This is a genomic window from Lutimonas saemankumensis, assembly GCF_020171465.1.
In the GTDB taxonomy this organism is placed as follows: domain Bacteria; phylum Bacteroidota; class Bacteroidia; order Flavobacteriales; family Flavobacteriaceae; genus Lutimonas; species Lutimonas saemankumensis.
The window spans coordinates 239,479-261,486 of sequence record NZ_JAIUZR010000006.1 but is presented as its reverse complement, the minus strand read 5'-3'; the positions used below and the strand labels follow the sequence as shown (position 1 = coordinate 261,486).

Below are 22,008 nucleotides of genomic sequence, written 5' to 3'. Positions count from 1 at the left end.
TTAATATTTTAGCACTATTCAAAATCATATGAAATACTTTCACAACATTGGACTTTACTTTATTATGCTCTCACAGGTTTTTAAAAAACCTCAAAAGAGATCAGTATTTAGAGAAAGTTTATTTAAAGAAGTAGAAGAACTCGGACTCAAATCTTTGGGAATAGTTGCGTTTATTTCTTTTTTCGTAGGTGGAGTTGTTGCCATTCAGACTGCTTTGAACGTAGACAGCCCCTGGATCCCGAAATATCTTATAGGTTTTGCTACAAAAAGATCGATCATCCTGGAATTCGCTCCTACCTTTATGTCAATAATTTTAGCTGGAAAGGTAGGATCTTATATTACATCAAGTATTGGAACCATGAGAGTTACTGAGCAAATTGATGCCCTGGAGGTCATGGGGGTGAATGCGCTAAATTATCTGGTTCTGCCTAAAGTAATAGCTGCCGTTTTCTTTTATCCTTTTATTGTTTTACTAGCCATGTTTTTGGGGATCTTTGGAGGATGGGTATCAGGATTCATGACCGGACTTTTTGTTTCTGACAGTTATATTGAAGGTATCCGGCTAGACTTCAATCCTTATTTGATCCGATATGCCTTGATCAAAACCATGGTCTTTGCCTTTGTCATTGCTACAATTCCATCCTTTTATGGATTTTACGTTAAAGGAGGCTCATTGGAAGTGGGTAAAGCCAGTACCAAGGCGGTTGTTTGGACAAGTATCGTGATCATTTTACTGAATTATTTCTTAACACAAATGCTACTGGGATAGATGATAGAAGTCAAAGACATTCATAAATCTTTTGGGGATCAACACATATTAAAGGGGATTTCTGCAACGTTTCATAAAGGGGAAACAAGCATGATTATTGGCACCAGCGGTTCCGGTAAAACTGTATTTCTCAAGTGCCTTTTAGGCCTTTTTTCGCCCGAAAAAGGAGATATATGCTATGATAATCGATTTTACAGCAAAATGTCAATTTCTGAAAAAAGAGACCTGCGAAAAGAAATAGGAATGGTGTTTCAGGGTGGGGCCCTGTTCGATTCAGAGACTATTGAGGACAATATCAAATTCCCTTTAAAGATGTTTACGGATCAGTCTGAAGAGGAGATGAAGGAGCGAGTCAATTTTGTTTTAAACAGGGTACACCTGGAAAATGTAAACGATAAATTTCCGGCAGAGCTTTCCGGGGGAATGCAGAAAAGAGTTGCCATAGCGAGGGCTATTGTCATGAATCCAAAATATCTGTTTTGCGATGAACCCAACTCAGGACTGGACCCAAAAACCGCTATTGTGATCGATAATTTGATCCAGGAAATTACAGATGAATATCAAATGATCACAATCATCAATTCCCATGACATGAATTCCGTCATGGAAATAGGAGAAAAAATAATCTTTCTCAAAAAGGGATTAAAGGAATGGGAAGGTTCATATAAAACCATTTTCAAGACAGACAACGAAGCCGTGACGGATTTTGTTTATTCTTCCAACTTATACAAAAAGGTCAGAGAGGCCTACAACAAAGGATAATCCTAAGACCTATAAGACTTAATTGAGTTGTCTTACCTCAAGTTGTTTTAGGTTAAGACGTGTCTTTAACCATTCCTGCAATTGTTTTTCCTGTTGCTTTCTCTTTCGGTTGTTGAGCTTGTTTTTCCATTTGACCGAAACAATATTCAAGGTGTCAATTTTTTCAAAATTAGAAGCAAATTCTCTTGCAAACCTTATTTCCTGCAGGTCTGAGTAATTGATCCTGATTTCCTCAATGACCCTGTTGAACTGAACCTCATTGGCGTAATATCTTCTCAAATCCTTTTCCAGTTCCGAAATTCTTAAGTCTTTTTCTTTTATGGTTTCATCCCTGGAGCTCAGCATCTGATGCGAATTGATGTATAATTCCTTGATTTGATCTATATCCTCTCTGATCCCGGTATCATCCTGACTCTTTAAAATGGTCAGTTTTGTATTTCTTAGACCTAAGTCCTCCATATGCTCTTCCCATCTTTCCATATCCCTTACAGAGTAATCATTTCCGAATACATATAACTTGATCTCTTTCTCCTGATAATTGATACTTTCTGAATTGTCACCAATGATATTTACTCCTTCTTCCTTCAGATCCTTAATAAACTTTTCTGCCCGGATGGTATAATTGTTCAGTAAATAGAGTTGATAGAACAGGTAAATACTGAAAGCAAGAATAACAAAAGCAATGAGAGATGCGATTCTTGAAATTCGCTTTCTCTTGGCCTGATTGATATACTTAAGCATCGGAAACTTTAGATATTTTGTGATGGCGAAAGCGGCCAGGGCTATGTAGATACAATTAATTGTAAAAAGGAACATGGCTCCTCCAAAATAATTGAACTGTCCTGTTGCAAGGCCAAATCCTGCGGTACACAAAGGAGGCATAAGTGCCGTGGCAATCGCCACCCCGGCGACCGTGTTGAACTGAGGCTTATTTCTGCTTATCGCAATGATCAGCGCAAGTCCACCTGCCATTGCGATCAATACATCGCGGACATCAGGTTTTGTCCTCGCTAAGATTTCAGGTGTAGCTTCCTTAAAAATTGGAATACTGAAAAATATAAATGAAGTAATGATACTCAAAAAAACCATGGCCCCAAAGTTGATCACTGAGGCTTTAAGGGTATCTACGTCGTTCACCCCTATAGAAAATCCAATCCCAAGAATCGGACCCATTAAGGGTGATATAAGCATGGCCCCAATCACAACAGCCGTAGAACTCACATTCAACCCAATGGAAGCAATTAAGATCGAAAAAACAAGGATCCAGGCCGTTTGCCCTTTGATAGAAATTCCTTCACGAATAGTTCTTGCGGTAGCTTCTCTGTCCGTATCCCTTTTGATGTTAAGAAGCTGAGGTATGTATTCCTTTAAACTTTGAAAAAAGCCTTTAAATTCCTTTTGAACCTCTTCTTTTTGTTCCTGGAATTTCTTATCCTCTTCTAAGTTCTCCCTTTTCTTGTCTTCCATAAAGATCTTTTTACTTACGATTTATTTCATCGGAGTCATCATTCAACCTTTCCCAAACCTTAATTCGGCGGCCTTGGAAACTTCTTTGATGTCTTGCTCCTTGGATTTTGGATATATCATCAGCGTATCATCTGTCTCTACTATAATAAAATCACTTATCCCGCCAACAACAACCTTTTTATTAAGAGTCGTACTGATCATGTTCCTTTTTGCATCTTCCAAGAAACCCTGGGCATTTACGATTGCATTTTCTTCATGATCCTTATTCAGTTTCTCATACAAAGAACCCCATGTCCCCAGATCATTCCATCCAAATTCAGTGGCCATCACGTAAACATTATCCGCTTTTTCCATGATCCCGTAATCGATGGAGATATTTTCTGCCTTTCCATAGTTCTCCTTTATAAAACCCACTTCCTCTCCTGTATTCCAACAGGTCATACCGGCCTGAAAAAGACCATACATAGCAGGTAGACTTATCCTGAATGAATTTAATATACTTTGCGCACTCCAGATAAAAATTCCAGCATTCCACAGGTAATCCCCCTGAGCCAGAAATTTCTTAGCAGTTTCGAGATCCGGTTTTTCGGTAAAGTCCTTTACTTTCTTTACTTCATTTTCGGTGGCTTCAAACTGTATATAACCATAACCTGTATTAGGCCCGGAAGGCTTGATCCCAAGGGTCATTAATATGTCTCTCTTTTGACAGGAATCAAAAGCAGAAGCCACATAAGAAACAAAAGCCTCTTCATCCTCTATAAAATGGTCTGAAGGTGCCACGATCATAACAGCATCCGGGTTCTGGTCTGCAATTTTTAGCGCAGCGTACAAAATACAGGGCGCTGTATTTCTCATGGCCGGCTCCAACAGGATCTGATTTTCCGACATTGATGGTAAATGACTCATAACAAGATCCTTGTAGCGCTCATTGGTTGCCACAAGAATCTGCTCAGCAGGAATCAGTTTTGACAGGCGATCAAAAGTCTGCTGAATCAGAGACCTGCCCGTACCGAGCATATCGTGAAACTGCTTCGGGTTATCGGGAGTACTTACAGGCCAAAATCTTGAACCCACTCCTCCGGCCATAATGACCGCATAATAATTCTTGTTCATATTATTGATTTAGAAGGGTCACCTCCGCATGGGGGTGGAAAATATATTTTTTATGAGTGAGCACCTCAATGCACTCAAATCTTGAACGTCTTTTCCTTTCCTTGACAAAAGTTCTGTTCTTGTATTGAAATATACTTTTATCAGGAATTTCAAAAATAAGCGTTTTATCAGTATCAGAATCATATTTTCTTAATTCCATTGACAAATTTATATCTCCATCTGTGCTTGCCTTTGGGCTGATCATATAGGTTGCCAGTGACCGCAGGATCTCATCCGGAAAAATTTCGGGGTTTAAAAATGGCAGCATCAGTCTCTTAAAGTTTATTTTCCACGCTGCACCATGAGGCTTCACATCTCTGTGTTCCCTGAAGGTCACCAAATGTGCAAATTCATGAATTAACGTGATCAAAAATCGATAGGGATTTAAATCGTTATTGATCGTAATCTGAACGCGCCCGTCCCTGTACCTTCTGAAGTCTCCGTGCTTGGTACTTCTTTTCTTTACAATTTTCAGATGACAAGGATATTTTTTTATCAAAGAGTTAACTTCCCCCAGTGCATTTTGGGGTATATATTTAATAAGAATTTTGGAGTCTGTTTTCAATAGTTAAAATTTTACTTCTTCGATCAAGGTGTCGAATTTGAAACCGGCAATACTTTCCCATTAAAAACCTTATGTCCTCCAAGCGAAAAGTCTGCAATGTACTCGGCCATTTCAATTGCCGTTACAGGTGCTTTATAATCGGGAAACGCCTCTGCAAGCATTTCGGTTTGAACCGCACCCAGTGCCAGGGAATTAAATGAGACTTTGCGCTCCTTATATTCTTCCGCAAGCAATTCCATTAAGGTAATCACAGCACCCTTAGACGAGCTGTAAGCGGCTAGACCAGGGAATTTCATACTACCCTGAATCCCTCCCATGCTGCTAATTGTAACCACATGAGCCCCTGAGCTGAAATAGGGGTCAAGAACTCTAGTCAATTCGGCAACGGCAAAAACATTTACTTTATACACTGCAATAAAATCAGCTTCAGTTGTTTCTTTGAAAGGCTTAAAAAGCAACGTGCCTGCATTATGAATCAATACATCCAGGGAACCCCATTGATTTTTGATCCACTCCTGGATCTTGAATAAGCCTTCTTTGGATGTTATTTCTGCCTGTAAGGGAATCAAAGAGGGGTAAGAATCATTCGCTGCCATCAAATTCCTTGTATTTCTGCTTACGGCAACCACTCTGTGGCCCTTTTCCGATAAAAGTTTCACGAGCTCTAATCCTATACCTCTGCTGGCTCCAGTAACCAATATTCTTTTTGAATTCATCCCAATCCCATTAAGCTTTTTTATATTTATACAAACTTAACGGTCAAAAATATGAAATTTTTAAGCATAATCTTTTTTCTATTTAGCTCTTTTCTTTGCATAGGCCAATCAACCTATTTGCATTGCGGAAAATTAATCGACACAAAAAACGGCAAGGTTTTAAGCAAGATGACCATAGTCGTAAATAAGAATAAAATAGCAGCAATTCAAAAAGGATATTTGGAAGTACAAACTCCAGAAGATGTATTGATCGACCTCAAGACAAAAACCGTGTTACCGGGATTGATTGACATGCATGTTCATCTTGAAGGAGAGTCGAATCCAAAATCCTATCTGCAAAAATTCACCTTAAACAGCGCTGACAAGGCATTACATGGAAGTTATTACGCGAAAAAAACCTTAATGGCGGGATTCACAACTGTAAGAGACCTGGGGGGAAGCGGTGCAAATATTTCTTTACGAAACGCAATCAATGAAGGTTTTGCTGAAGGGCCCAGAATTTATACGGCTGGCAAAGCCCTTGGAACCACAGGAGGACATGCTGATCCCAGTAACGGATTCCGAAAAGATTTTATGGGAGACCCCGGGCCAAAAGAAGGAGTGGTCAATGGGGTTGAAGATGCTCCAAAAGCCGTAAGGCAACGCTATAAAAACGGGGCTGACCTGATTAAAATAACGGCTACAGGTGGTGTGTTGAGCATGGCTAAAAACGGACAGAATCCACAATTTACGGTGGAAGAAATAAAGGCGATCTGCGAAACGGCAAAGGATTACGATATGCACGTAGCTGCACATGCCCATGGAGATGAAGGAATGCAGAGAGCCATATTAGGAGGTGTAAAAACTATTGAACACGGGACATTGATGAGTGAAGAGACCATGGAACTCATGAAAGAGCATGATGTTTACTATGTTCCCACTATTACTGCGGGAAAAGAGGTTGGTGAGAAGGCTAAGATTTCAGGATATTATCCCGATATAATCGTTCCCAAGGCTTTGGAAATTGGCCCAAAAATTCAAAACACTTTTGCCCTGGCTTATAAAAAAGGAGTCAAGATAGCCTTTGGCACGGATGCCGGGGTTTTTCCCCATGGCATCAACGGAAAAGAGTTTGGATACATGACAGAGGTTGGAATGGATCCGATGGAAGCAATTCAATCAGCCACCGTAATCAACGCAGAAATTTTAAAGAATCCTCTGATTGGCAGTTTGGAAAAAGGAAATTTTGCCGATATCATTGCGGTTGAAGACAACCCTCTGCAAAATATCAAAACTCTTGAAAACGTCATTTTCGTCATGAAAGACGGTATAGTCTACAAAGAATAACAATCGGTTCAGGGCTCAAAAATCATATGCTGATATGCTCCTATATCAGGAGATTCTATTCGATACATTCCGAGTAAGTCAAACGGAACTTCCTGTGCAGCCTGAATATCTGCCATGTTGATGCAATCGGAATTCTCACCTATCATCAACTGGTTTAGATCTACATTTTTAAAATCCGCCTCTCCGTTTAATATATTGTCTTCGTATATTGAGGTATCCTCAAAATCATACAAAGGATCACCTGCTGCGCTTCCATTATCAATAAAACGTAAAAGACTGTTTTTAAACTTAAAATTGAAGGCTGCCCTGTCATCCTTCTGAAGAATAAATTCAATATTTTGATTTCCTTCAATAATACAACTGGTGAAATTTGCGGCTAAAAGATCATTGGGCACGGTAACAGATGAACCACCATTTGCACCTGTTTGCTGAAAATTATTAACCAGAACTGCAGGAAGCTCACGAATCCCTTCGGACCAAAAATTTCCAAAGGTAGAATGCTTGAAATTATAAGTTCCTCCGGCTGTACAGGCTAATGAAGATTGCCCATTGTTACCAATCACTACATTTGAGCCGTTTATATTTGCTGACCTTCCCAGTAAACCGAAATTGGACGTATTGTAAATTTCCGTATTATCAATCTGTAATGAGGGTTCTGACTTACTACCAATAGAATCCATTAAAATTCCTATAATATTGTTTTTTATCAGAGCATGATTGATTCTGTTTTCCTTGCTACCGGCCTTCAACCATATGGTACCCCACTGTCCGGCAATATTTTCATAAAAAGGTTCCAGCCTGTCACCCTGGATAACCACTTTTTGATCCAAGGTCCCCTCAATTTTTAAGGAGGCATTCTTTTCAACCAAGAGCCCCGAATTCTCATGAAAATGAATTTGAGCCCCTCGTTCTATTTTTAAGGTATTCCCAATATTAACTCCCGCATATCCATAAATGACATAGGGCTTATCGTTGCCCCACACAGCATTCTGCTCTAAATAAAATCCCTCTACCCTTATCTCATCACCGTTGTCATCAACTCCCCAAACTATGGTTTCTTTTATGCCATTTTCATCTCGTTTAGGGAACAAAAAATAAGCATCCTGGACCAAAGTGACAAGTTGAACTTCCTGAACGATTTCCCCCTGATCAAAAACAATCTCATCCTCATACAAAGGATCACTAACCTTGCTAAAATCAATAGTTGCCTCAACGAAAATATAAATACTATCCTTGGGAAGGATCTCAATATTCTCAAAACTCTTACCGGACTGCCCGTTAACGTTCAGCCTGTAAAAAGATTCAGGGCCATTAGCCAATTTTACAGTAGGAATACGAAGAAAATTATTGCTTTGATTATAAACTTTGAACGTTCTTGTGCTTGAACTTATATTAGAAAAAACTGTATCGAGATACACCGTGTCCCTGGAAAAAACGAGTTCACCTGTAGTAGGCTCTGCCTCAAAAACATCCTCGGCACATGACTGAAAACCAATAACAACCAAAAAAACAAGGGTTAGGATCCGCCACATAGACTTATTTCTCTTTTATTTTAATTTCAAATACCTTATTCCAGTTTTTACCCGTAACAAATAACCGATCATTTTGCTGATCATAAGCAATACCGTTTAACACATTGTCTTCCCCTTTTTGACCGGCTTTTGCCTGTAACCCTTTTAAACTGACAATACCTTCAATTGCACCATTCTCAGGATTAACGATCAGAATAGAATTTTGCTGCCAGATATTGGCATAGATTTTACCATTTACAAACTCAAGCTCATTTAATTTTTCGGCTTTTCTTTTATCTGTGTAGGTTTCTATGTACGAAACCTCATTAAAATTCTCAGGATCTAGAAACCACATTCGTTCTGAACCATCTGTTTTAATCAGCATTTCACCATTATGAGCCAATCCCCAACCTTCATTGCTTTTCCCGTAATCAAACGTTTTTTCAAGCTCAAAAGTTTCCAGATCATAAACAAACCCTATCTTTTTCCTCCAGGTTAGCTGATAAATTTTTCCATCTTTTATGGTCATCCCTTCGCCAAAATATTGCCTGTCCAGATCTATTTTTTTCAAAACCTTACCGGTTTCAATTTCCACTTTTCTCAAAGAAGATCTTCCATTTTGTCCGGTACTCTCATAAAAATATCCGTCTTGGTAAACGAAGCCCTGTGTAAATGCCTGATCATCGTGAGGAAAGTCTTGAATGACCTCAAAGGTGTAAACCTCGGGCGGTGTGTCATTCAGGAAATAGATCGTGTTATTCAATTGTCTTTTTTTTCCCTCAAAGTATACCTCAGCAGACAAAGCCTGTTTACCCAATTTATACCCACTGATATCAAAAGACTCATGGTTATCAATCAATTTCCCGTTAATAAAATACCTTACGGAATCAATAGGATTACCTCCTTTTTCATTCACACTGATTTTTAAGGCTTTATTTATCTTGATCGTTTTAGGTGAATCGAACTTCAATTGATACTTATTGCCGCATCCCATGGAAAGAAGTAGTGATACCAATACAATAATCGAAGCAATTTTATTCATATTATTATTTTTTTACTTAAAATAACTAAAATATTGTTTGAGATTTAAAAATAATATTTAAATTTGCACTCTCAAATTCGGCAGGTGCTGAATCTTCTTTTTAAGAGAAGCGAAAGTATAAAATTAAAATGAGTTAACGATGAGAAAAGGAATACATCCGGAAAATTATAGAATGGTAGCGTTTAAAGACATGTCTAACGGAGATGTTTTTTTAACTAAATCAACTGCCAATTCAAAAGAAACTATCGATGTAGATGGAGTTGAATACCCGTTGATCAAATTGGAGATCTCACGTACCTCACATCCATATTACACAGGTAAAATGAAATTGGTCGATTCTGCAGGTAGAATTGACAAGTTCAAATCTAAATATGCTAAATTCAAGAAATAAGAATTTACATCTTAAATCATTAAAAAGGTCCTTTTATAATCAAAAGGACCTTTTTTTATCTCATGGTTTTTGGTGGTTTTTATCAACAATTCCGGGTATATTTGTGCACTTTGTTAGGAAAAGTTGGTTTTATTTTTAACTTTGTTTTAAGATTAAAGCGGAGCTAATGGCAAAGTTTTTGATCTTCCCCTTATAATAACTCCCCTCAGTTAGCGTTAAATAATAATGATTGAACTATTGTTCAATCAACAATCTATTTAAAGAAAGTAAGGAATATGAAGACAAGTGAGGTAAAAGTGAGAAATGAGTTTTTTGTGTCTGCATTGTTTATAGAAAGTGCAATGACGGACTATCTTTCAGAAAAACTTAATATTAAAGACTCGATCAATTCTGAATTTCTTGGAAATCACGATAAGGCTCTAACCTTCAGTCAGAAAACTGATGCCTTGCTTGATTCTATTGATTTTTCAATTATTGACAAGAGTAAATTATCGGTCTTCAGAGAGATCTATGCTGAATTTCAGAAGAATAGTTCAGCCTTGACCCTTGAGGAAAGTTTTACCTCTCCTGATAGTAACGATGACTTTTTACTGATTCTTTATCCACAGAGTGACTATCTGCCCAGAGAGGAAAAATTGATAAACGCCTGTTACCAGCTCATAGGAGAGGTATCAGAGTTAGTTGCTGAACACACCAAGAAACCGGAAGTTAAACTTCATGGAATAAGTCGCTTTTTCAATGTTGATAAAATCAAAATTGGAAAGTTTGCAATGATGTTTTCTTTTCTATTCGTATCGTAAAAACTATTTCCAACATAAATAATTAATTAAGATGACCGGTTTAGCCGGTCATTTTTTTTAATTTTATACCTTAATTGGACCCCAGATGAGTAAAATTTACAGACAAGCTGTCATGGCTGTAATCATAAACGAGGAGGCAAAAGTACTGATTGGATACTCTCCAAGAGATAAAAGTTATAAATTTCCACAGGGTGGCCTTGAGGATAACGAAGACCTACTTACGGGAATAGCAAGAGAGTTAAAAGAGGAATTGAATTACCTGTTGCACGAAGATCATGTTTTGGAAGTTTACCAGGAAAAAGTCCGTTATCCTTTTCCGCCTGATTGCCACCCCCTGTATATGGGGCAAGAATTATCCATTGTTAAAATAAAACACCGCCTGGAAGCCGAAACCATTCCACAAGATGATGAATTTGACAGGTTATTATGGATTAAGCCTCAGGAAATTAGCTCCTATAATTATGAATATCGGTCAGAGGCCTACAAAAGGGCGCTTGAAATTTGTGGCCTGATTCATTAGGGCCTGATCACATCGAATTCCAGCTTTAACGGATCCAGGCAATCAATGAGCAATGGGATAAGATCATCACCGTACAACTCATAAAACTCAGAAAAATTAGCCTGTCGCTCCTGAAGACTGGATTTGGGAAACAATTGCTCCTTTAGGTCAATAATGCGATCGACAATTTCAGCATATTTTCTCTTTTGAGCCTTCAAAAGTCGCTTCTCTAATTTCTCCAGTCCGTTCAATTGCTTTTTTTCCTGGGCCAGTACAGCACCGCTAAAAGATTTATCGGTTTTGTCGGATAAGGACTTAAGGTGGCCGAACATTTGACTCAAAGCCATTTTCTCTTTTGAAAAGTCAATTTCTATGTCGGAAATCTGTTTGACTTTATTTTTGATCAATTGATTCCGATTCAAAAAAATCTCTTCAATTTCAATACCTAAGGCCTCCATTTTACGTTCGTATTTGGAATCCAGAAGGAGTACCGAATTCCGTAACAGCAAAATGGGAAACGGAACCTTAACCTCATTAAAATATCCTTTCAACTGCAACCAGTAAGCCATCTCTCCTCCCCCGCCTATATAACAAAGGTTTGGCAGGATCACTTCCTGATAAAGGGGCCTCATTAAAACATTAGGACTAAACTTTTCAGGATGCTCCCTTACCAAATTGATAAAATCTTCTTTTTCGAAAACCAGATTTGTGTTATTTATCTGAAACCGCTCATTTTGAAATAAGATACGTTCCCTGAGTCCCTTATCGAGATAAAAAAGGTTGATCTCTCTGGGGTTCACCTGAATGGGATAATTCAGGGACAGACTTTCGTTGGTTTTCGAAACGGTTTTAAAACAATTGTTTTCAATCAATTCCTTTTCAACATAAGGAGTAAAAACTCTCTTCAGGCCGGAATCGTCGCCATCCACAATGACCAACCCATGTGCAGCAAATAACTCATTGGCGAGGTACCTAGTTGCTTCTGTCAAAGTTTTATGCTTAAGGTAGGAGTCATAAAACAGGCTTTTCAACCTTTTTGAATTGGATCCAGTTCCAAAACTCTCTTCAATGATGTCATAGACCGCTTCCATTCCCTCCGTTGACAGTTTTCCTACAGCACCTCCTGGTTCGCGGTCCCATTTAATTTTTTTTCCTTTGTAATTGAAATACTTTATTTCCTCAAAATCGTGATCTTCAGTTGCCATCCAGTACACAGGAACAAAATTCTTTTCGGGAAATTCAAGCTTCAGTTGTCTGGTTAGATTGATTACGGAAATTATCTTATATAAAAAGTACAGCGGGCCTGTAAACAGGTTCAGCTGATGGCCTGTTGTAATGGTAAATGTATTTTCTTTTTTGAGCAGTTTTAAATTATCCTCCGTGGATTCAGAAAGCTCTGTTCCCTTGTATTGTCTCCTAAGGCAATCGTACAGGACAATCCTTTTATCTTTATTAAACGAATCCTGTTTTTCGATTATCTGAGCCCTGAATCCTTCGATATTTGGAAAGTGATTGTAAAATGCATTCACCTTTTCATTTTGATCAAGGTAATCGCACATTAAATTTGAAAAATATCCGGTATCCTTAAAGTGAATCGTAGAATGCTGTCTCAATGAATTGAAGTTTTTAGTAAAAATACACCTTTTTTGAGTTTGACAAAGGCACGAAGATTTTTTTAACCTTACCTTAAGACGCTTTATTTCACAACAAATTACTTGAGCATTTTACTATGCAGTTTCTTCTAAAAAAGGAGATTCCTATCAAGCCGGATGACCGTAAAGATCGAAATCCGTTGCCTCCGTAATGGTAATGTTTATAAACTGGCCTACTTGCAGATAATACTTTGTAGCATCAACAATTACATTATTATCCACATCCGGGCTATCAAACTCCGTTCTGCCTATAAAATAATTCCCTTCCTTTCTGTCGAATATGCATTTGAAGGTCCTTCCAACTTTTTCCTGATTCAGGTCGAAGGATATTTGCCCCTGGATCTCCATGAGTTCACTGACTCGTTTTTCCTTTTCAGCTTCAGGAACATCATCATTCAGTTTGTAGGCGTGGGTGTTCTCTTCATGAGAATAGGTAAAACAACCCATTCTTTCAAATTTCACACTTTTTACAAAATCCTTCAGCTCTTCAAACTGAGCTCTTGTTTCCCCGGGATAACCCGCAATAAATGTGGTCCTGATAGCCATATCAGGCACAGCTTCCCTGAATTTTCGTATCAGGTCCATTGTCTTTTCCGCACTGGTTCCCCTGCGCATAGACTTTAAAAGATCAGTATTTATATGCTGTAAGGGAATGTCAAGATAATTACACACTTTTGGCTCTGTCCTCATGACATCAAGCACATCCAAAGGAAAGCCTGTAGGAAAGGCGTAATGCAATCGGATCCATTCTATTCCTTCAACCTTAACTAAAGCCTTCAGGAGTTTGGCCAAAGCTCTTTCTTTGTAAAGGTCAAGGCCGTAATACGTAAGATCCTGAGCGATCAGAATAAGTTCTTTGACTCCTTTTGATGCGAGATTCTCAGCCTCCTCTACTAAATGCTCAATCGGAGTCGATGTATGACCCCCCCGCATCAGGGGAATGGCACAAAATGAACAGGGCCTGTCACAACCTTCGGCAATTTTCAGATAAGCATAATGTTTTGGGGTAGTCGTTAGTCGTTCTCCAAGAAGTTCATGTTTATAGTCAGCCTCCAGGGCTTTCAGGAGGTTGGGAAGGTCATGGGTGCCAAAATATTGGTCCACATCAGAAATTTCCTTTTCAAGATCCGGTTTATAGCGTTCAGACAAACAGCCGGTAACGAAAACCTTGTCTATCTCTCCTGCCTCCTTTTTATCAACGTAATGCAGGATAGTATTGACAGATTCCTCTTTGGCTTTTCCTATAAATCCACAGGTATTTATGACTACGATGTTTCCTTCATCGTTAATATCTTCGTGTACTACCTCCTTATCATTGGCCTTCAGCTGACCCATAAGGACCTCGCTGTCATAGACATTTTTAGAACAACCCAAGGTAACGACATTGATCTTGTTTTTCTTGGTAGATTTAGTCCTCATATCCTATTTAAAAAAAGAATCTACGAATTCTACTTTATTGAAGACCTGCAGGTCATCAATTCCTTCTCCTACCCCTATATATTTGACAGGAATCTGGAACTGATCTGAAATTCCTATAACAACACCGCCTTTTGCCGTTCCATCTAACTTTGTTACTGCTAAAGAAGTAACTTCGGTTGCTTTTGTAAACTGTTTTGCCTGTTCAAATGCATTCTGACCGGTTGAGCCATCTAAAACCAATAAAACTTCATCGGGTTTATCAGGAGCAATCTTCTGCATCACCCTCTTGATCTTTGTCAATTCATTCATCAGGTTGACTTTGTTATGAAGCCTTCCTGCCGTGTCAATAATCACCACATCAGCTTCCTGATTTACCGCAGACTGAAGTGTATCATAGGCAACCGAAGCGGGGTCACTTCCCATTTGCTGCCTTATCATAGGAACGTCTACCCGGTCCGCCCATACCTGAAGCTGGTCAATTGCAGCTGCTCGAAACGTATCGGCTGCACCTAAAACCACTTTAAGGCCCTTGCGCTTGAATTGGGCGGCTAATTTTCCAATGGTCGTTGTCTTTCCAACCCCATTAACCCCCACGATCATAATCACGTAAGGCCTTTTTGTGTTTTCAGGAATAGAAAAATCCGTTTCATTACCAGTATTTGTTTTGGCCAGAAGGGCAGCAATTTCTTCACGAAGTATACGGTTCAACTCGTCGGTTCCAAAATATTTATCTCTTGAAACACGATCTTCGATCTGTTCTATTATTTTCAAGGTTGTATCCACACCCACATCCGAAGAAACCAGGACCTCCTCTAGATTGTCAAGTACGTCATCATCAACTTTCGATTTCCCGGCAACTGCCTTGGATAATTTATTAAAGAAAGATGTTTTGGATTTTTCAAGCCCTTTATCAAGGGTTTCTTTTTTTTCCTTGGAAAATATATTTTTGAACAAACTCATGATAGTTCTCTGATTAGATCATTTTTTAGCGGACACAAAGATAATTAAAATTCAGATGATTAAGGGTCCTGGCCTAAAAACAAAAAAGCCGCTTTCGAAGGAAAGCAGCTTTATGTATATGGTGTTTCTTAACGACTATTTTTTACTCAAATACTCATTAACTTTTGATGGATCCATGATACTTTCAACAAATGTATATGCACCTGTTTTTTCAGATTTCACCATTTTAATAGCCTTTGTCAATCTCTTTGACCCTGTTTGTAAAGATGCTACTGATTTCTTTGCCATGACTCAATGTTTATGTGACATTCTCACAAAAGTGAAAATCCCTTAATTATTTAATTTCTTTGTGAACTGTCATTTTTTTCAGGATAGGATTGAATTTTTTGATTTCCAATCTATCCGGAGTATTTTTCTTATTCTTCGTTGTAATGTAACGAGAAGTACCAGGTTGTCCTGAAGCTTTATGCTCCGTACATTCTAATATTACCTGAATTCTATTTCCTTTAGTCTTTGCCATCTCTTCTTATTTTTTTAGATAACCATTAGCTCTTGCTTCAGCAATTACTGCCTCAACACCTTTCTTATTGATGTTCTTTAAAGCTCTTGTGGAAACCTTTAAAGTTATCCATTTATCTTCCTCTGGTAAATAAAAACGTTTTTTTACCAAATTAACTTTGAATTTTCTTTTGGTTCTATTCAAAGCGTGAGATACGTTGTTTCCAACCATTGCTCTCTTGCCCGTTAACTCACAAACTCTTGACATTTCCTGACTGTTTTAATTCTTATTTCAAAACGAGGTGCAAAAATAAATATTCTTTCCTAATCTCACAAACTATTTACAGGGTTTTTTAAAATTTCTTTCCTGATTAGTTCCAGGGCTTTAACGGAAGCTCGCTCAATGACTTTGGATCTCGGTTTGCCAAAATAAAATTCTTTGGAATAAACCCCTGACTGAGTTGCAATAGCAATAAAGACAACACCCACTGATTTATCCGTTTCATCAGTTGTCGGTCCGGCATTACCGGTGGTGGCAACCGCTAAATCCGAGTTAAAAAGATCTCTGCATGCAACGGCCATCTCCTCGGCAACCTCCTTACTGACTACAGAAAATTCATCAATGGTACTTTCCCTTACTCCCAAAATTTGGGTTTTGACTTTTTTATTATACGCTATTAGAGCTCCATTCAAAAAGTTGGAAGTTCCCGGAATCGTGGTAATCATTTTAGAGATATTTCCACCGGTACAGCTTTCGGCTATACTCAAGGTCAAATTCCGTTCTCTCATTAATGTGTTGATCGAAATCTCAAGGGCTTCATTTAAATCCTCTCCTACCAGAATGTCTTTAACAAGAGACCTTAAGGCACCGGTTTCTTTCTCGATTTGCTTTTGAAGCCACTCAAGTTGATCCCCTTTTGCACTCAACCTGAGTCTGACCTTTCCATAAGATGGCAAATAGGCAAGTTTTACATAAGAGGGCAATTGATTCTCCCAGGATTCCAGCCTTTCAGCTAAACGGCTCTCACCCATTCCATAAGTATGGAGGGTTTTATGAATAATAAAAGGCAAATGGAACTTATCTCTGATACCCGGAATCACATCATTTTCAATCAAACCCTTCATTTCATTTGGCACACCCGGAAGCGAGACTATAACTTTATCTTCTTTTTCGAACCACATTCCTGAAGCTGTTCCCAAATTATTCTTTAAAACCTTGCAGGTACTTGGAAGCATGGCTTGCTTCATATCCATATCGGTAAATTTATATTTGATTTTAGCAAATAAAAATTTGATATGCTGTTCTATTTCGGGTTTTCTCACCAAAGTATCCTGAAAATATTCAGCCAGGGTAATTTTTGTTATATCATCTTTGGTAGGCCCTAATCCCCCTGTTAATATGACAATATCTGCATTGGATTCTGCCTCAGCAATAGCTTTTAAAATATGGTCCTTATCATCCTGAACAGAAGTAATCTGATAGACCGAAACCCCTATTTCGTTCAGTTTTTTACTCAACCACTGTGAATTTGTATCCACAATCTGTCCAATAAGGATTTCATCTCCTATAGTAATGATCTCTGCATGCATATATATGGATTGTAACGGACAAAGATAATCATTGTATGCAACACAACATGGTGTTATCTATTCAGGGTTTTAATTTTAATCTATATATTTAGGCCCTAATTTTAAAAAATCAAATAAATGAAAATCAAATTTTTTCTGACGCTGTCAATTTGTTCAGTATTAGTTTTAACCGGACAAACAGAAGCAGAGCTCGCGAATTCAACTGTATTCAAAAAGGATATTGAAGGACATATTTATTTTTTGGCCTCAGATGAATTGAAAGGAAGGCAAACCGGGACACATGAACTTGATATTGCAGCGGCCTATCTAGCGAATAACCTGAGAAAATACGGTGTAAAACCTGCGGGAAAAGATGGTTCTTTTTATCAAAATGTACCTTTGGAAAAAGTGAGTGCGCCTAATGCGATAACCTTGAAGATAAATGACCAGAATTTTGATAATTTCCTGGCCATGTCCGTAAAAAACTTTACCTACGAAGGAGATGCAGTGTTTTTAGGATTCGGATCTGAGGAAGATTTTAAAAATAATGACGTTGAAGGTAAACTTGTTATCGTGAAGGCCGGAACGGAGGAAGGGTCGAATATGCGTGAGAAATATCGAGCAGGGAGAAAGAAAAAGTCTTTAGCCTTGGAAAATGGAGCCGTTGGCCTTGTTGAACTTACCGACGCCGATGAAAAAATGTGGAGCCGTTATGCGCATTATTTTAATGAAGGTAAAACAGGCCTGAAAAAAGAAAAAGAAGAGGCCAAGTTTGTCCATGTATGGATGATGGACAAGGAACTGAACGGAGCCACCAAACTGTCGGAATCGAAAACACTGAGATCTTCACTCTCAATTGATGGAATCGAAACTAAAGAAATTTCTTCAAGAAATGTTGTAGGTTACTTAGAAGGAAAAGATCCTAAACTGAAAGACGAATACATTATTTATTCTGCCCATTATGACCACGTAGGAATAGGAACACCAAATGCTGAAAACGATTCTATCTATAACGGTGCCCGAGACAACGCTGTTGGTACCGTTACCGTTTTAAGTGTTGCTGAAAATTTATCGAAATATCCCACGAAAAGATCTTCATTATTCATTTTGTTCACAGGTGAAGAAAAAGGCTTACTCGGGAGTAAATATTATGTTGAAAACCCGGTAATTCCACTGGAAAAAATGGTTTATTGTTTCAATAGTGATAATGCGGGTTATAATGACACCTCAAAAATTACCATTTTTGGACTTAACAGAACTACTGCGGCACATCATATTATTGAGGGCGCAAGCGAGTTTGGATTGACAGCAATTGATGACCCGGCTCCTGAACAGAACTTATTTGATCGATCGGATAATGTGAATTTTGCGGCTAAAGGAATTCCTTCACCAACGTACAGCATGGGTTTCAACGCCTTTGACGACGAGATCAACAAATATTACCATCAGGTAACGGATAATCCGGACAATGTAGATTATGATTATCTGGAAAAGTTCTTTAAATCCTATGTACTTTCTTCTAGGCTTATTGCAAACGATCCTAAAACACCATTCTGGACGGAGGGTGATAAGTACTATGAAGCGGGTGTGGAACTCTACAAAGAACAAGAAGCTGAAACTTCCGTATTGGATTAATTCAAATATTCCGTAAATTAGTAGGGCTAAAAAATTATTTTTTAGCCCTTTTTTTTATCGTCCTAGTTAGGGTATTCTGAAACTGGGCGAGTTCAATTAACTAAATTGATAATTCATGAAAAATGTTTTTTTATCCTTTTTAATCCTTTTTTTTGTCCTGCCGGCAATGGGCCAGGAATTACTTGTAAGACGATTTGATTCGAACTACAATGAAGTAAGCATAGATACTTTTATGTTGGGCGACCTGATCATCATTGGGCATGCTAAAAAAGGTAAAAACCCTCATTATTTTCAGGGTAAAATTACAGGAATATTTAAGGACCGGGGCGTGATCAGGGTGTTTGATTATGCAAGAAGTACCCGATTTATGCCGATTGCAGGAAAAAAAATTCCAGTGGAAAATATTATTGCTGTCGGACGTCCTGATGAAAAGAAAATGAAAGGACGAGAAACCAGGGCCATTGCTGCAACTGCCGGACAGTTCTTAGGAAGGGCCGTGGGTGGTGATGCGGGAGATGTCATTTATTGGACTTCAACCGCGGGTAATGTTGTTTCAGATTTTGTCTCCCGGGAAAAACTCAGGACAGAAAGAATTAAATGTGAAATATTTGAATTTTAACGGTATGAAAAAAAATAAACTCCCATTACTGGTCCTGACTGCATTAATTCTTTTTGCGGGTTGTGGAAAGGAAAAAAAAATAAATACGCCTACAACGGCAGAAATTGAACCAAATCACCAATGGACGGAAAAAAACATCAAGGAATTTGAAAAAAATTGTGTTGGATTCCTCGAAAGTGAAGGTGTCGACAATGCCAAAGAATATTGTGACTGTTTGCTTGAAACCTCGATCAAGGCATATCCCGATCCTGCGGTGGCAATGGAGTTGGAGCAAAATGAGATTGTAAAGCTATTTGAAGGTTCCAAATGTATGGATGACCTTCTCCTAATCAAAATAGAAGATCCATGGACCGAAGAGGTTGAGAATTTATTTCTGAAACATTGTAAATCTACGCAGATTGAAAATGGCGTATCGGCCTCCGATGCTGATGAATATTGTGCCTGCGCCCTAACTGAGATCAAAGAAATCGTTCCAAATCCTCATCATGTCATGTCACTAACGGAAGAGGAGCTAACCCATGTCCTGGAAAAATGTAAATAAAGTCAACTTAGACTGAAACGCGGAATAAAATTACCATTGGTTAAATGGCTTCCTTGCAAGTGAAGAATTGTAGTATTTGGCTTGGCCGGTGACCTCAGCGCCAAGCCAAAGCGGTTTTATATAACTTTCTTCCTCATCATTTAATTCAATCTCGGCCACGGTCAGTCCCTGGTTTTCTAGACCAAATTCATCAATTTCAAATATATGGGCTCCTGATTTTACGAAATATCGTATTTTTTCGATAGTTCCCGGCTCGCAAATCAACAGTAAGTTTTCGGCTTCGCTCACATCGATTTCTTTTTCCCATTCAAAGCGAGTAGTTCCGGAACGATTGCCAATACCCTTTACTGTTATAAATCCTTTCTCTCCTGATATTCTTACTCTTACGGTTCGCTCTGGCACCGAGGACAAAAATCCTTGTACAATGCGTTCATTTTTGAATGATTCCTTCTTAAAATCATCATTAAGTACCAGGAATTTCCTTTCGATTTCTTTATTGACCAAATCTATTTCACTTTAACGCGGAAAAAATCCTCATTAGCTATTCTTCCTACCAGCACATCATCAGGCTCCACCCTTCCGACACCTGCCGGGGTTCCGGTAAAGATTACATCTCCAATTTTAAGGGTAAAGAACTGAGAAACATAAGAAATCAATTCGTCAATTTTCCACAGCATGTGGGAAGTATTTCCATCCTGAACCACCTCTCCGTTTATTAAGAGCTGGAACGGAATCGCTGCTAAATCCAGTTCTGATTTCTTGCAAAACTTGCCAATCACGGCACTTCCATCAAAAGCTTTGGCCTTCTCCCATGGAAGCCCTTTTTCCTTCAACTTTTGCTGTAGATCACGAGCGGTAAAGTCGATCCCCAAACCAATTTCTTCATAGTATTTATGTGCAAATTTCTGATCAATAAATTTCCCAATCCGGTTGATCTTTACCAGTATCTCTACTTCGTAGTGTATATCTTCAGAAAAAGGAGGAATGATAAAGGGGTTATTTTTGAGTAAAACTGCAGAATCGGGCTTCATAAATATGACCGGCTCATCAGGCCTTTCATTCTCTAGTTCTTCAATATGCTTGGTGTAATTTCTTCCTATGCAGATTATTTTCATAATTCAATTCTTAATTATTCGAATAATTCCTAAGGAATCCATTTCTTTTCAAAATTTGGTTTTCTTTTCTCCAGGAAAGCATCCCTTCCTTCCTTGGCTTCGTCGGTCATATAAGCCAGTCGAGTCGCCTCTCCCGCAAATACCTGCTGTCCTACCATACCGTCATCTGTCAGGTTCATGGCAAATTTCAGCATCTTTATCGAGGTTGGTGATTTGGCCAGAATTTCCTGGGCCCATTGAAAAGCGGTATCCTCCAGCTCCTGATGAGGAACAACAGCATTTACCATTCCCATCTCGTAGGCCTCCTGAGCAGAATAATTTCTTCCCAGGAAAAATATTTCACGTGCTTTTTTCTGCCCAACCATTTTGGCCAGGTATGCCGAACCATATCCTCCGTCAAAACTGGTAACATCTGCATCCGTCTGCTTAAAAATTGCATGTTCTTTGCTGGCAAGTGTCAGGTCACAAACAACATGAAGGCTGTGCCCTCCTCCTACGGCCCAACCCGGAACCACTGCTATTACTGCTTTAGGCATAAATCGAATCAACCTTTGAACTTCAAGGATGTTCAGTCGATGATACCCGTCATCTCCAACATAACCCTGGTGCCCCCTGGCTTTCTGATCGCCTCCGCTACAAAATGAATACACCCCGTCCTTGCTTGAAGGGCCCTCTGCTGAGAGTAAAACCACTCCAATATTGACGTCTTCCTGGGCATCATAAAACGCCTCATACAATTCTTTTGTGGTCAAAGGACGAAATGCATTTCTCACATCCGGGCGATTGAATGCAATTCTAGCCACTCCATCACACTTTTTATATGTAATATCCTTAAATTCCTTTACTGTTTGCCAATTTGCTTGCTTCATTTGATAAGTTTTATCGTTTCTGTAAAATATTCGCCCTTGCTTTTCGTTGGGTAAATAAATAAACAGAGCGAAATTAACAAAAGTTTAGAGATTAAGCTTCTTGTTAATCGTTTTTGTCATGCTGTAAAACA

At 38.6% G+C, this 22,008-nt stretch carries 25 protein-coding genes; 9 read left to right on the top strand and 16 right to left on the bottom strand.

Annotated elements, in window-relative coordinates:
• Positions 1 to 28 precede the first annotated feature (28 nt).
• Together LCM02_RS15455 and LCM02_RS15450 are read left to right on the top strand one after the other, a co-directional pair.
• Positions 29 to 769 (top strand): MlaE family ABC transporter permease, encoded by a 741-nt coding sequence (locus LCM02_RS15455; RefSeq protein ID WP_224932045.1) that lies wholly within the window; start codon positions 29 to 31, stop codon positions 767 to 769.
• Entirely contained in the window at positions 770 to 1,531 is a 762-nt protein-coding gene (locus tag LCM02_RS15450) for an ABC transporter ATP-binding protein (RefSeq protein WP_224932044.1), read from the top strand. It begins immediately after the preceding gene.
• 18 nt (positions 1,532 to 1,549) lie between these two features.
• Here LCM02_RS15450 and LCM02_RS15445 read toward each other — a convergent pair whose 3' ends face one another.
• The 4 genes from LCM02_RS15445 to LCM02_RS15430 are packed head-to-tail and all read right to left on the bottom strand — an operon-like array spanning position 1,550 to position 5,431.
• Positions 1,550 to 2,998, bottom strand: coding sequence for a DUF389 domain-containing protein (locus LCM02_RS15445; RefSeq protein ID WP_224932043.1), 1,449 nt, complete (start codon positions 2,996 to 2,998; stop codon positions 1,550 to 1,552).
• A gap of 42 nt (positions 2,999 to 3,040) precedes the next feature.
• On the bottom strand, positions 3,041 to 4,111 hold the full coding sequence (locus LCM02_RS15440) for a mannose-1-phosphate guanylyltransferase (RefSeq protein WP_224932042.1): 1,071 nt from the start codon (positions 4,109 to 4,111) through the stop codon (positions 3,041 to 3,043).
• Between the two features lies 1 nt (position 4,112).
• Complete coding sequence (locus LCM02_RS15435; RefSeq protein WP_224932040.1) at positions 4,113 to 4,715, bottom strand: SprT-like domain-containing protein; 603 nt, start codon at positions 4,713 to 4,715, stop codon at positions 4,113 to 4,115.
• 23 nt (positions 4,716 to 4,738) lie between these two features.
• Positions 4,739 to 5,431 carry an SDR family NAD(P)-dependent oxidoreductase gene (locus tag LCM02_RS15430; protein WP_224932038.1) on the bottom strand — a complete coding sequence of 231 codons (693 nt, stop codon included), beginning with the start codon at positions 5,429 to 5,431 and terminating at the stop codon, positions 4,739 to 4,741.
• Between the two features lie 51 nt (positions 5,432 to 5,482).
• Between LCM02_RS15430 and LCM02_RS15425 the strand changes: the two genes are divergently transcribed.
• The gene (locus tag LCM02_RS15425; RefSeq protein ID WP_224932036.1) at positions 5,483 to 6,757 is read left to right on the top strand and encodes a metal-dependent hydrolase family protein; all 1,275 of its coding nucleotides are present in this window, start codon (positions 5,483 to 5,485) and stop codon (positions 6,755 to 6,757) included.
• Between the two features lie 8 nt (positions 6,758 to 6,765).
• Here the strand turns inward: LCM02_RS15425 and LCM02_RS15420 are convergent, their stop codons facing one another.
• Both LCM02_RS15420 and LCM02_RS15415 read right to left on the bottom strand, forming a co-directional pair.
• The gene (locus tag LCM02_RS15420) at positions 6,766 to 8,289 is read right to left on the bottom strand and encodes a hypothetical protein (RefSeq protein ID WP_224932034.1); all 1,524 of its coding nucleotides are present in this window, start codon (positions 8,287 to 8,289) and stop codon (positions 6,766 to 6,768) included.
• A gap of 4 nt (positions 8,290 to 8,293) precedes the next feature.
• On the bottom strand, positions 8,294 to 9,310 hold the full coding sequence (locus tag LCM02_RS15415; RefSeq protein WP_224932032.1) for a glutaminyl-peptide cyclotransferase: 1,017 nt from the start codon (positions 9,308 to 9,310) through the stop codon (positions 8,294 to 8,296).
• Between the two features lie 139 nt (positions 9,311 to 9,449).
• On the opposite strand from LCM02_RS15415, the gene LCM02_RS15410 reads away from it, so the two are divergent.
• From LCM02_RS15410 to LCM02_RS15400, 3 genes are all read left to right on the top strand, one after another.
• On the top strand, positions 9,450 to 9,701 hold the full coding sequence (locus tag LCM02_RS15410; protein ID WP_224932030.1) for a type B 50S ribosomal protein L31: 252 nt from the start codon (positions 9,450 to 9,452) through the stop codon (positions 9,699 to 9,701).
• 275 nt (positions 9,702 to 9,976) lie between these two features.
• Positions 9,977 to 10,501 carry a hypothetical protein gene (locus tag LCM02_RS15405; protein WP_224932018.1) on the top strand — a complete coding sequence of 175 codons (525 nt, stop codon included), beginning with the start codon at positions 9,977 to 9,979 and terminating at the stop codon, positions 10,499 to 10,501.
• An 85-nt stretch (positions 10,502 to 10,586) separates the two neighbouring features.
• The gene (locus LCM02_RS15400) at positions 10,587 to 11,021 is read left to right on the top strand and encodes an NUDIX domain-containing protein (RefSeq protein WP_224932016.1); all 435 of its coding nucleotides are present in this window, start codon (positions 10,587 to 10,589) and stop codon (positions 11,019 to 11,021) included.
• Here the strand turns inward: LCM02_RS15400 and bshC are convergent.
• The 7 genes from bshC to LCM02_RS15365 form a co-directional block, all read right to left on the bottom strand.
• On the bottom strand, positions 11,018 to 12,613 hold the full coding sequence (gene bshC, locus LCM02_RS15395) for a bacillithiol biosynthesis cysteine-adding enzyme BshC (protein ID WP_224932014.1): 1,596 nt from the start codon (positions 12,611 to 12,613) through the stop codon (positions 11,018 to 11,020). The genes LCM02_RS15400 and bshC overlap by 4 nt on opposite strands.
• A 147-nt stretch (positions 12,614 to 12,760) precedes the next feature.
• On the bottom strand, positions 12,761 to 14,071 hold the full coding sequence (rimO, locus tag LCM02_RS15390; protein WP_224932002.1) for a 30S ribosomal protein S12 methylthiotransferase RimO: 1,311 nt from the start codon (positions 14,069 to 14,071) through the stop codon (positions 12,761 to 12,763).
• A gap of 3 nt (positions 14,072 to 14,074) precedes the next feature.
• Positions 14,075 to 15,031, bottom strand: coding sequence for a signal recognition particle-docking protein FtsY (gene ftsY / locus LCM02_RS15385; protein WP_224931994.1), 957 nt, complete (start codon positions 15,029 to 15,031; stop codon positions 14,075 to 14,077).
• Positions 15,032 to 15,166: 135 nt separating this feature from the next.
• Positions 15,167 to 15,319 (bottom strand): DUF4295 domain-containing protein, encoded by a 153-nt coding sequence (locus LCM02_RS15380; protein ID WP_224931983.1) that lies wholly within the window; start codon positions 15,317 to 15,319, stop codon positions 15,167 to 15,169.
• A 46-nt stretch (positions 15,320 to 15,365) separates the two neighbouring features.
• Positions 15,366 to 15,551, bottom strand: a complete 186-nt coding sequence (gene rpmG, locus LCM02_RS15375; protein WP_224931981.1) for a 50S ribosomal protein L33 — start codon at positions 15,549 to 15,551, stop codon at positions 15,366 to 15,368.
• Positions 15,552 to 15,557: 6 nt separating this feature from the next.
• Positions 15,558 to 15,797, bottom strand: coding sequence for a 50S ribosomal protein L28 (rpmB, locus tag LCM02_RS15370; protein ID WP_224931979.1), 240 nt, complete (start codon positions 15,795 to 15,797; stop codon positions 15,558 to 15,560).
• A 62-nt stretch (positions 15,798 to 15,859) separates the two neighbouring features.
• The gene (locus LCM02_RS15365) at positions 15,860 to 17,119 is read right to left on the bottom strand and encodes a competence/damage-inducible protein A (protein WP_224931977.1); all 1,260 of its coding nucleotides are present in this window, start codon (positions 17,117 to 17,119) and stop codon (positions 15,860 to 15,862) included.
• A gap of 117 nt (positions 17,120 to 17,236) precedes the next feature.
• Here LCM02_RS15365 and LCM02_RS15360 point away from each other — a divergent pair, with 117 nt between their 5' ends.
• From LCM02_RS15360 to LCM02_RS15350, 3 genes are all read left to right on the top strand, one after another.
• The gene (locus tag LCM02_RS15360; protein ID WP_224931975.1) at positions 17,237 to 18,733 is read left to right on the top strand and encodes a M28 family peptidase; all 1,497 of its coding nucleotides are present in this window, start codon (positions 17,237 to 17,239) and stop codon (positions 18,731 to 18,733) included.
• 115 nt (positions 18,734 to 18,848) lie between these two features.
• Positions 18,849 to 19,352: a hypothetical protein gene (locus LCM02_RS15355; RefSeq protein ID WP_224931973.1), complete on the top strand. Its 504-nt coding sequence runs from the start codon at positions 18,849 to 18,851 to the stop codon at positions 19,350 to 19,352.
• 4 nt (positions 19,353 to 19,356) lie between these two features.
• On the top strand, positions 19,357 to 19,893 hold the full coding sequence (locus tag LCM02_RS15350) for a hypothetical protein (protein WP_224931971.1): 537 nt from the start codon (positions 19,357 to 19,359) through the stop codon (positions 19,891 to 19,893).
• 30 nt (positions 19,894 to 19,923) lie between these two features.
• Here LCM02_RS15350 and LCM02_RS15345 read toward each other — a convergent pair whose 3' ends face one another.
• The 3 genes from LCM02_RS15345 to LCM02_RS15335 are packed head-to-tail and all read right to left on the bottom strand — an operon-like array spanning position 19,924 to position 21,877.
• On the bottom strand, positions 19,924 to 20,397 hold the full coding sequence (locus LCM02_RS15345; RefSeq protein ID WP_224931969.1) for a CYTH domain-containing protein: 474 nt from the start codon (positions 20,395 to 20,397) through the stop codon (positions 19,924 to 19,926).
• 2 nt (positions 20,398 to 20,399) lie between these two features.
• Positions 20,400 to 21,008 carry a fumarylacetoacetate hydrolase family protein gene (locus LCM02_RS15340; protein WP_224931968.1) on the bottom strand — a complete coding sequence of 203 codons (609 nt, stop codon included), beginning with the start codon at positions 21,006 to 21,008 and terminating at the stop codon, positions 20,400 to 20,402.
• Positions 21,009 to 21,037: 29 nt separating this feature from the next.
• On the bottom strand, positions 21,038 to 21,877 hold the full coding sequence (locus tag LCM02_RS15335; RefSeq protein ID WP_224931966.1) for a 1,4-dihydroxy-2-naphthoyl-CoA synthase: 840 nt from the start codon (positions 21,875 to 21,877) through the stop codon (positions 21,038 to 21,040).
• Between the last annotated feature and the right edge of the window lie 131 nt (positions 21,878 to 22,008).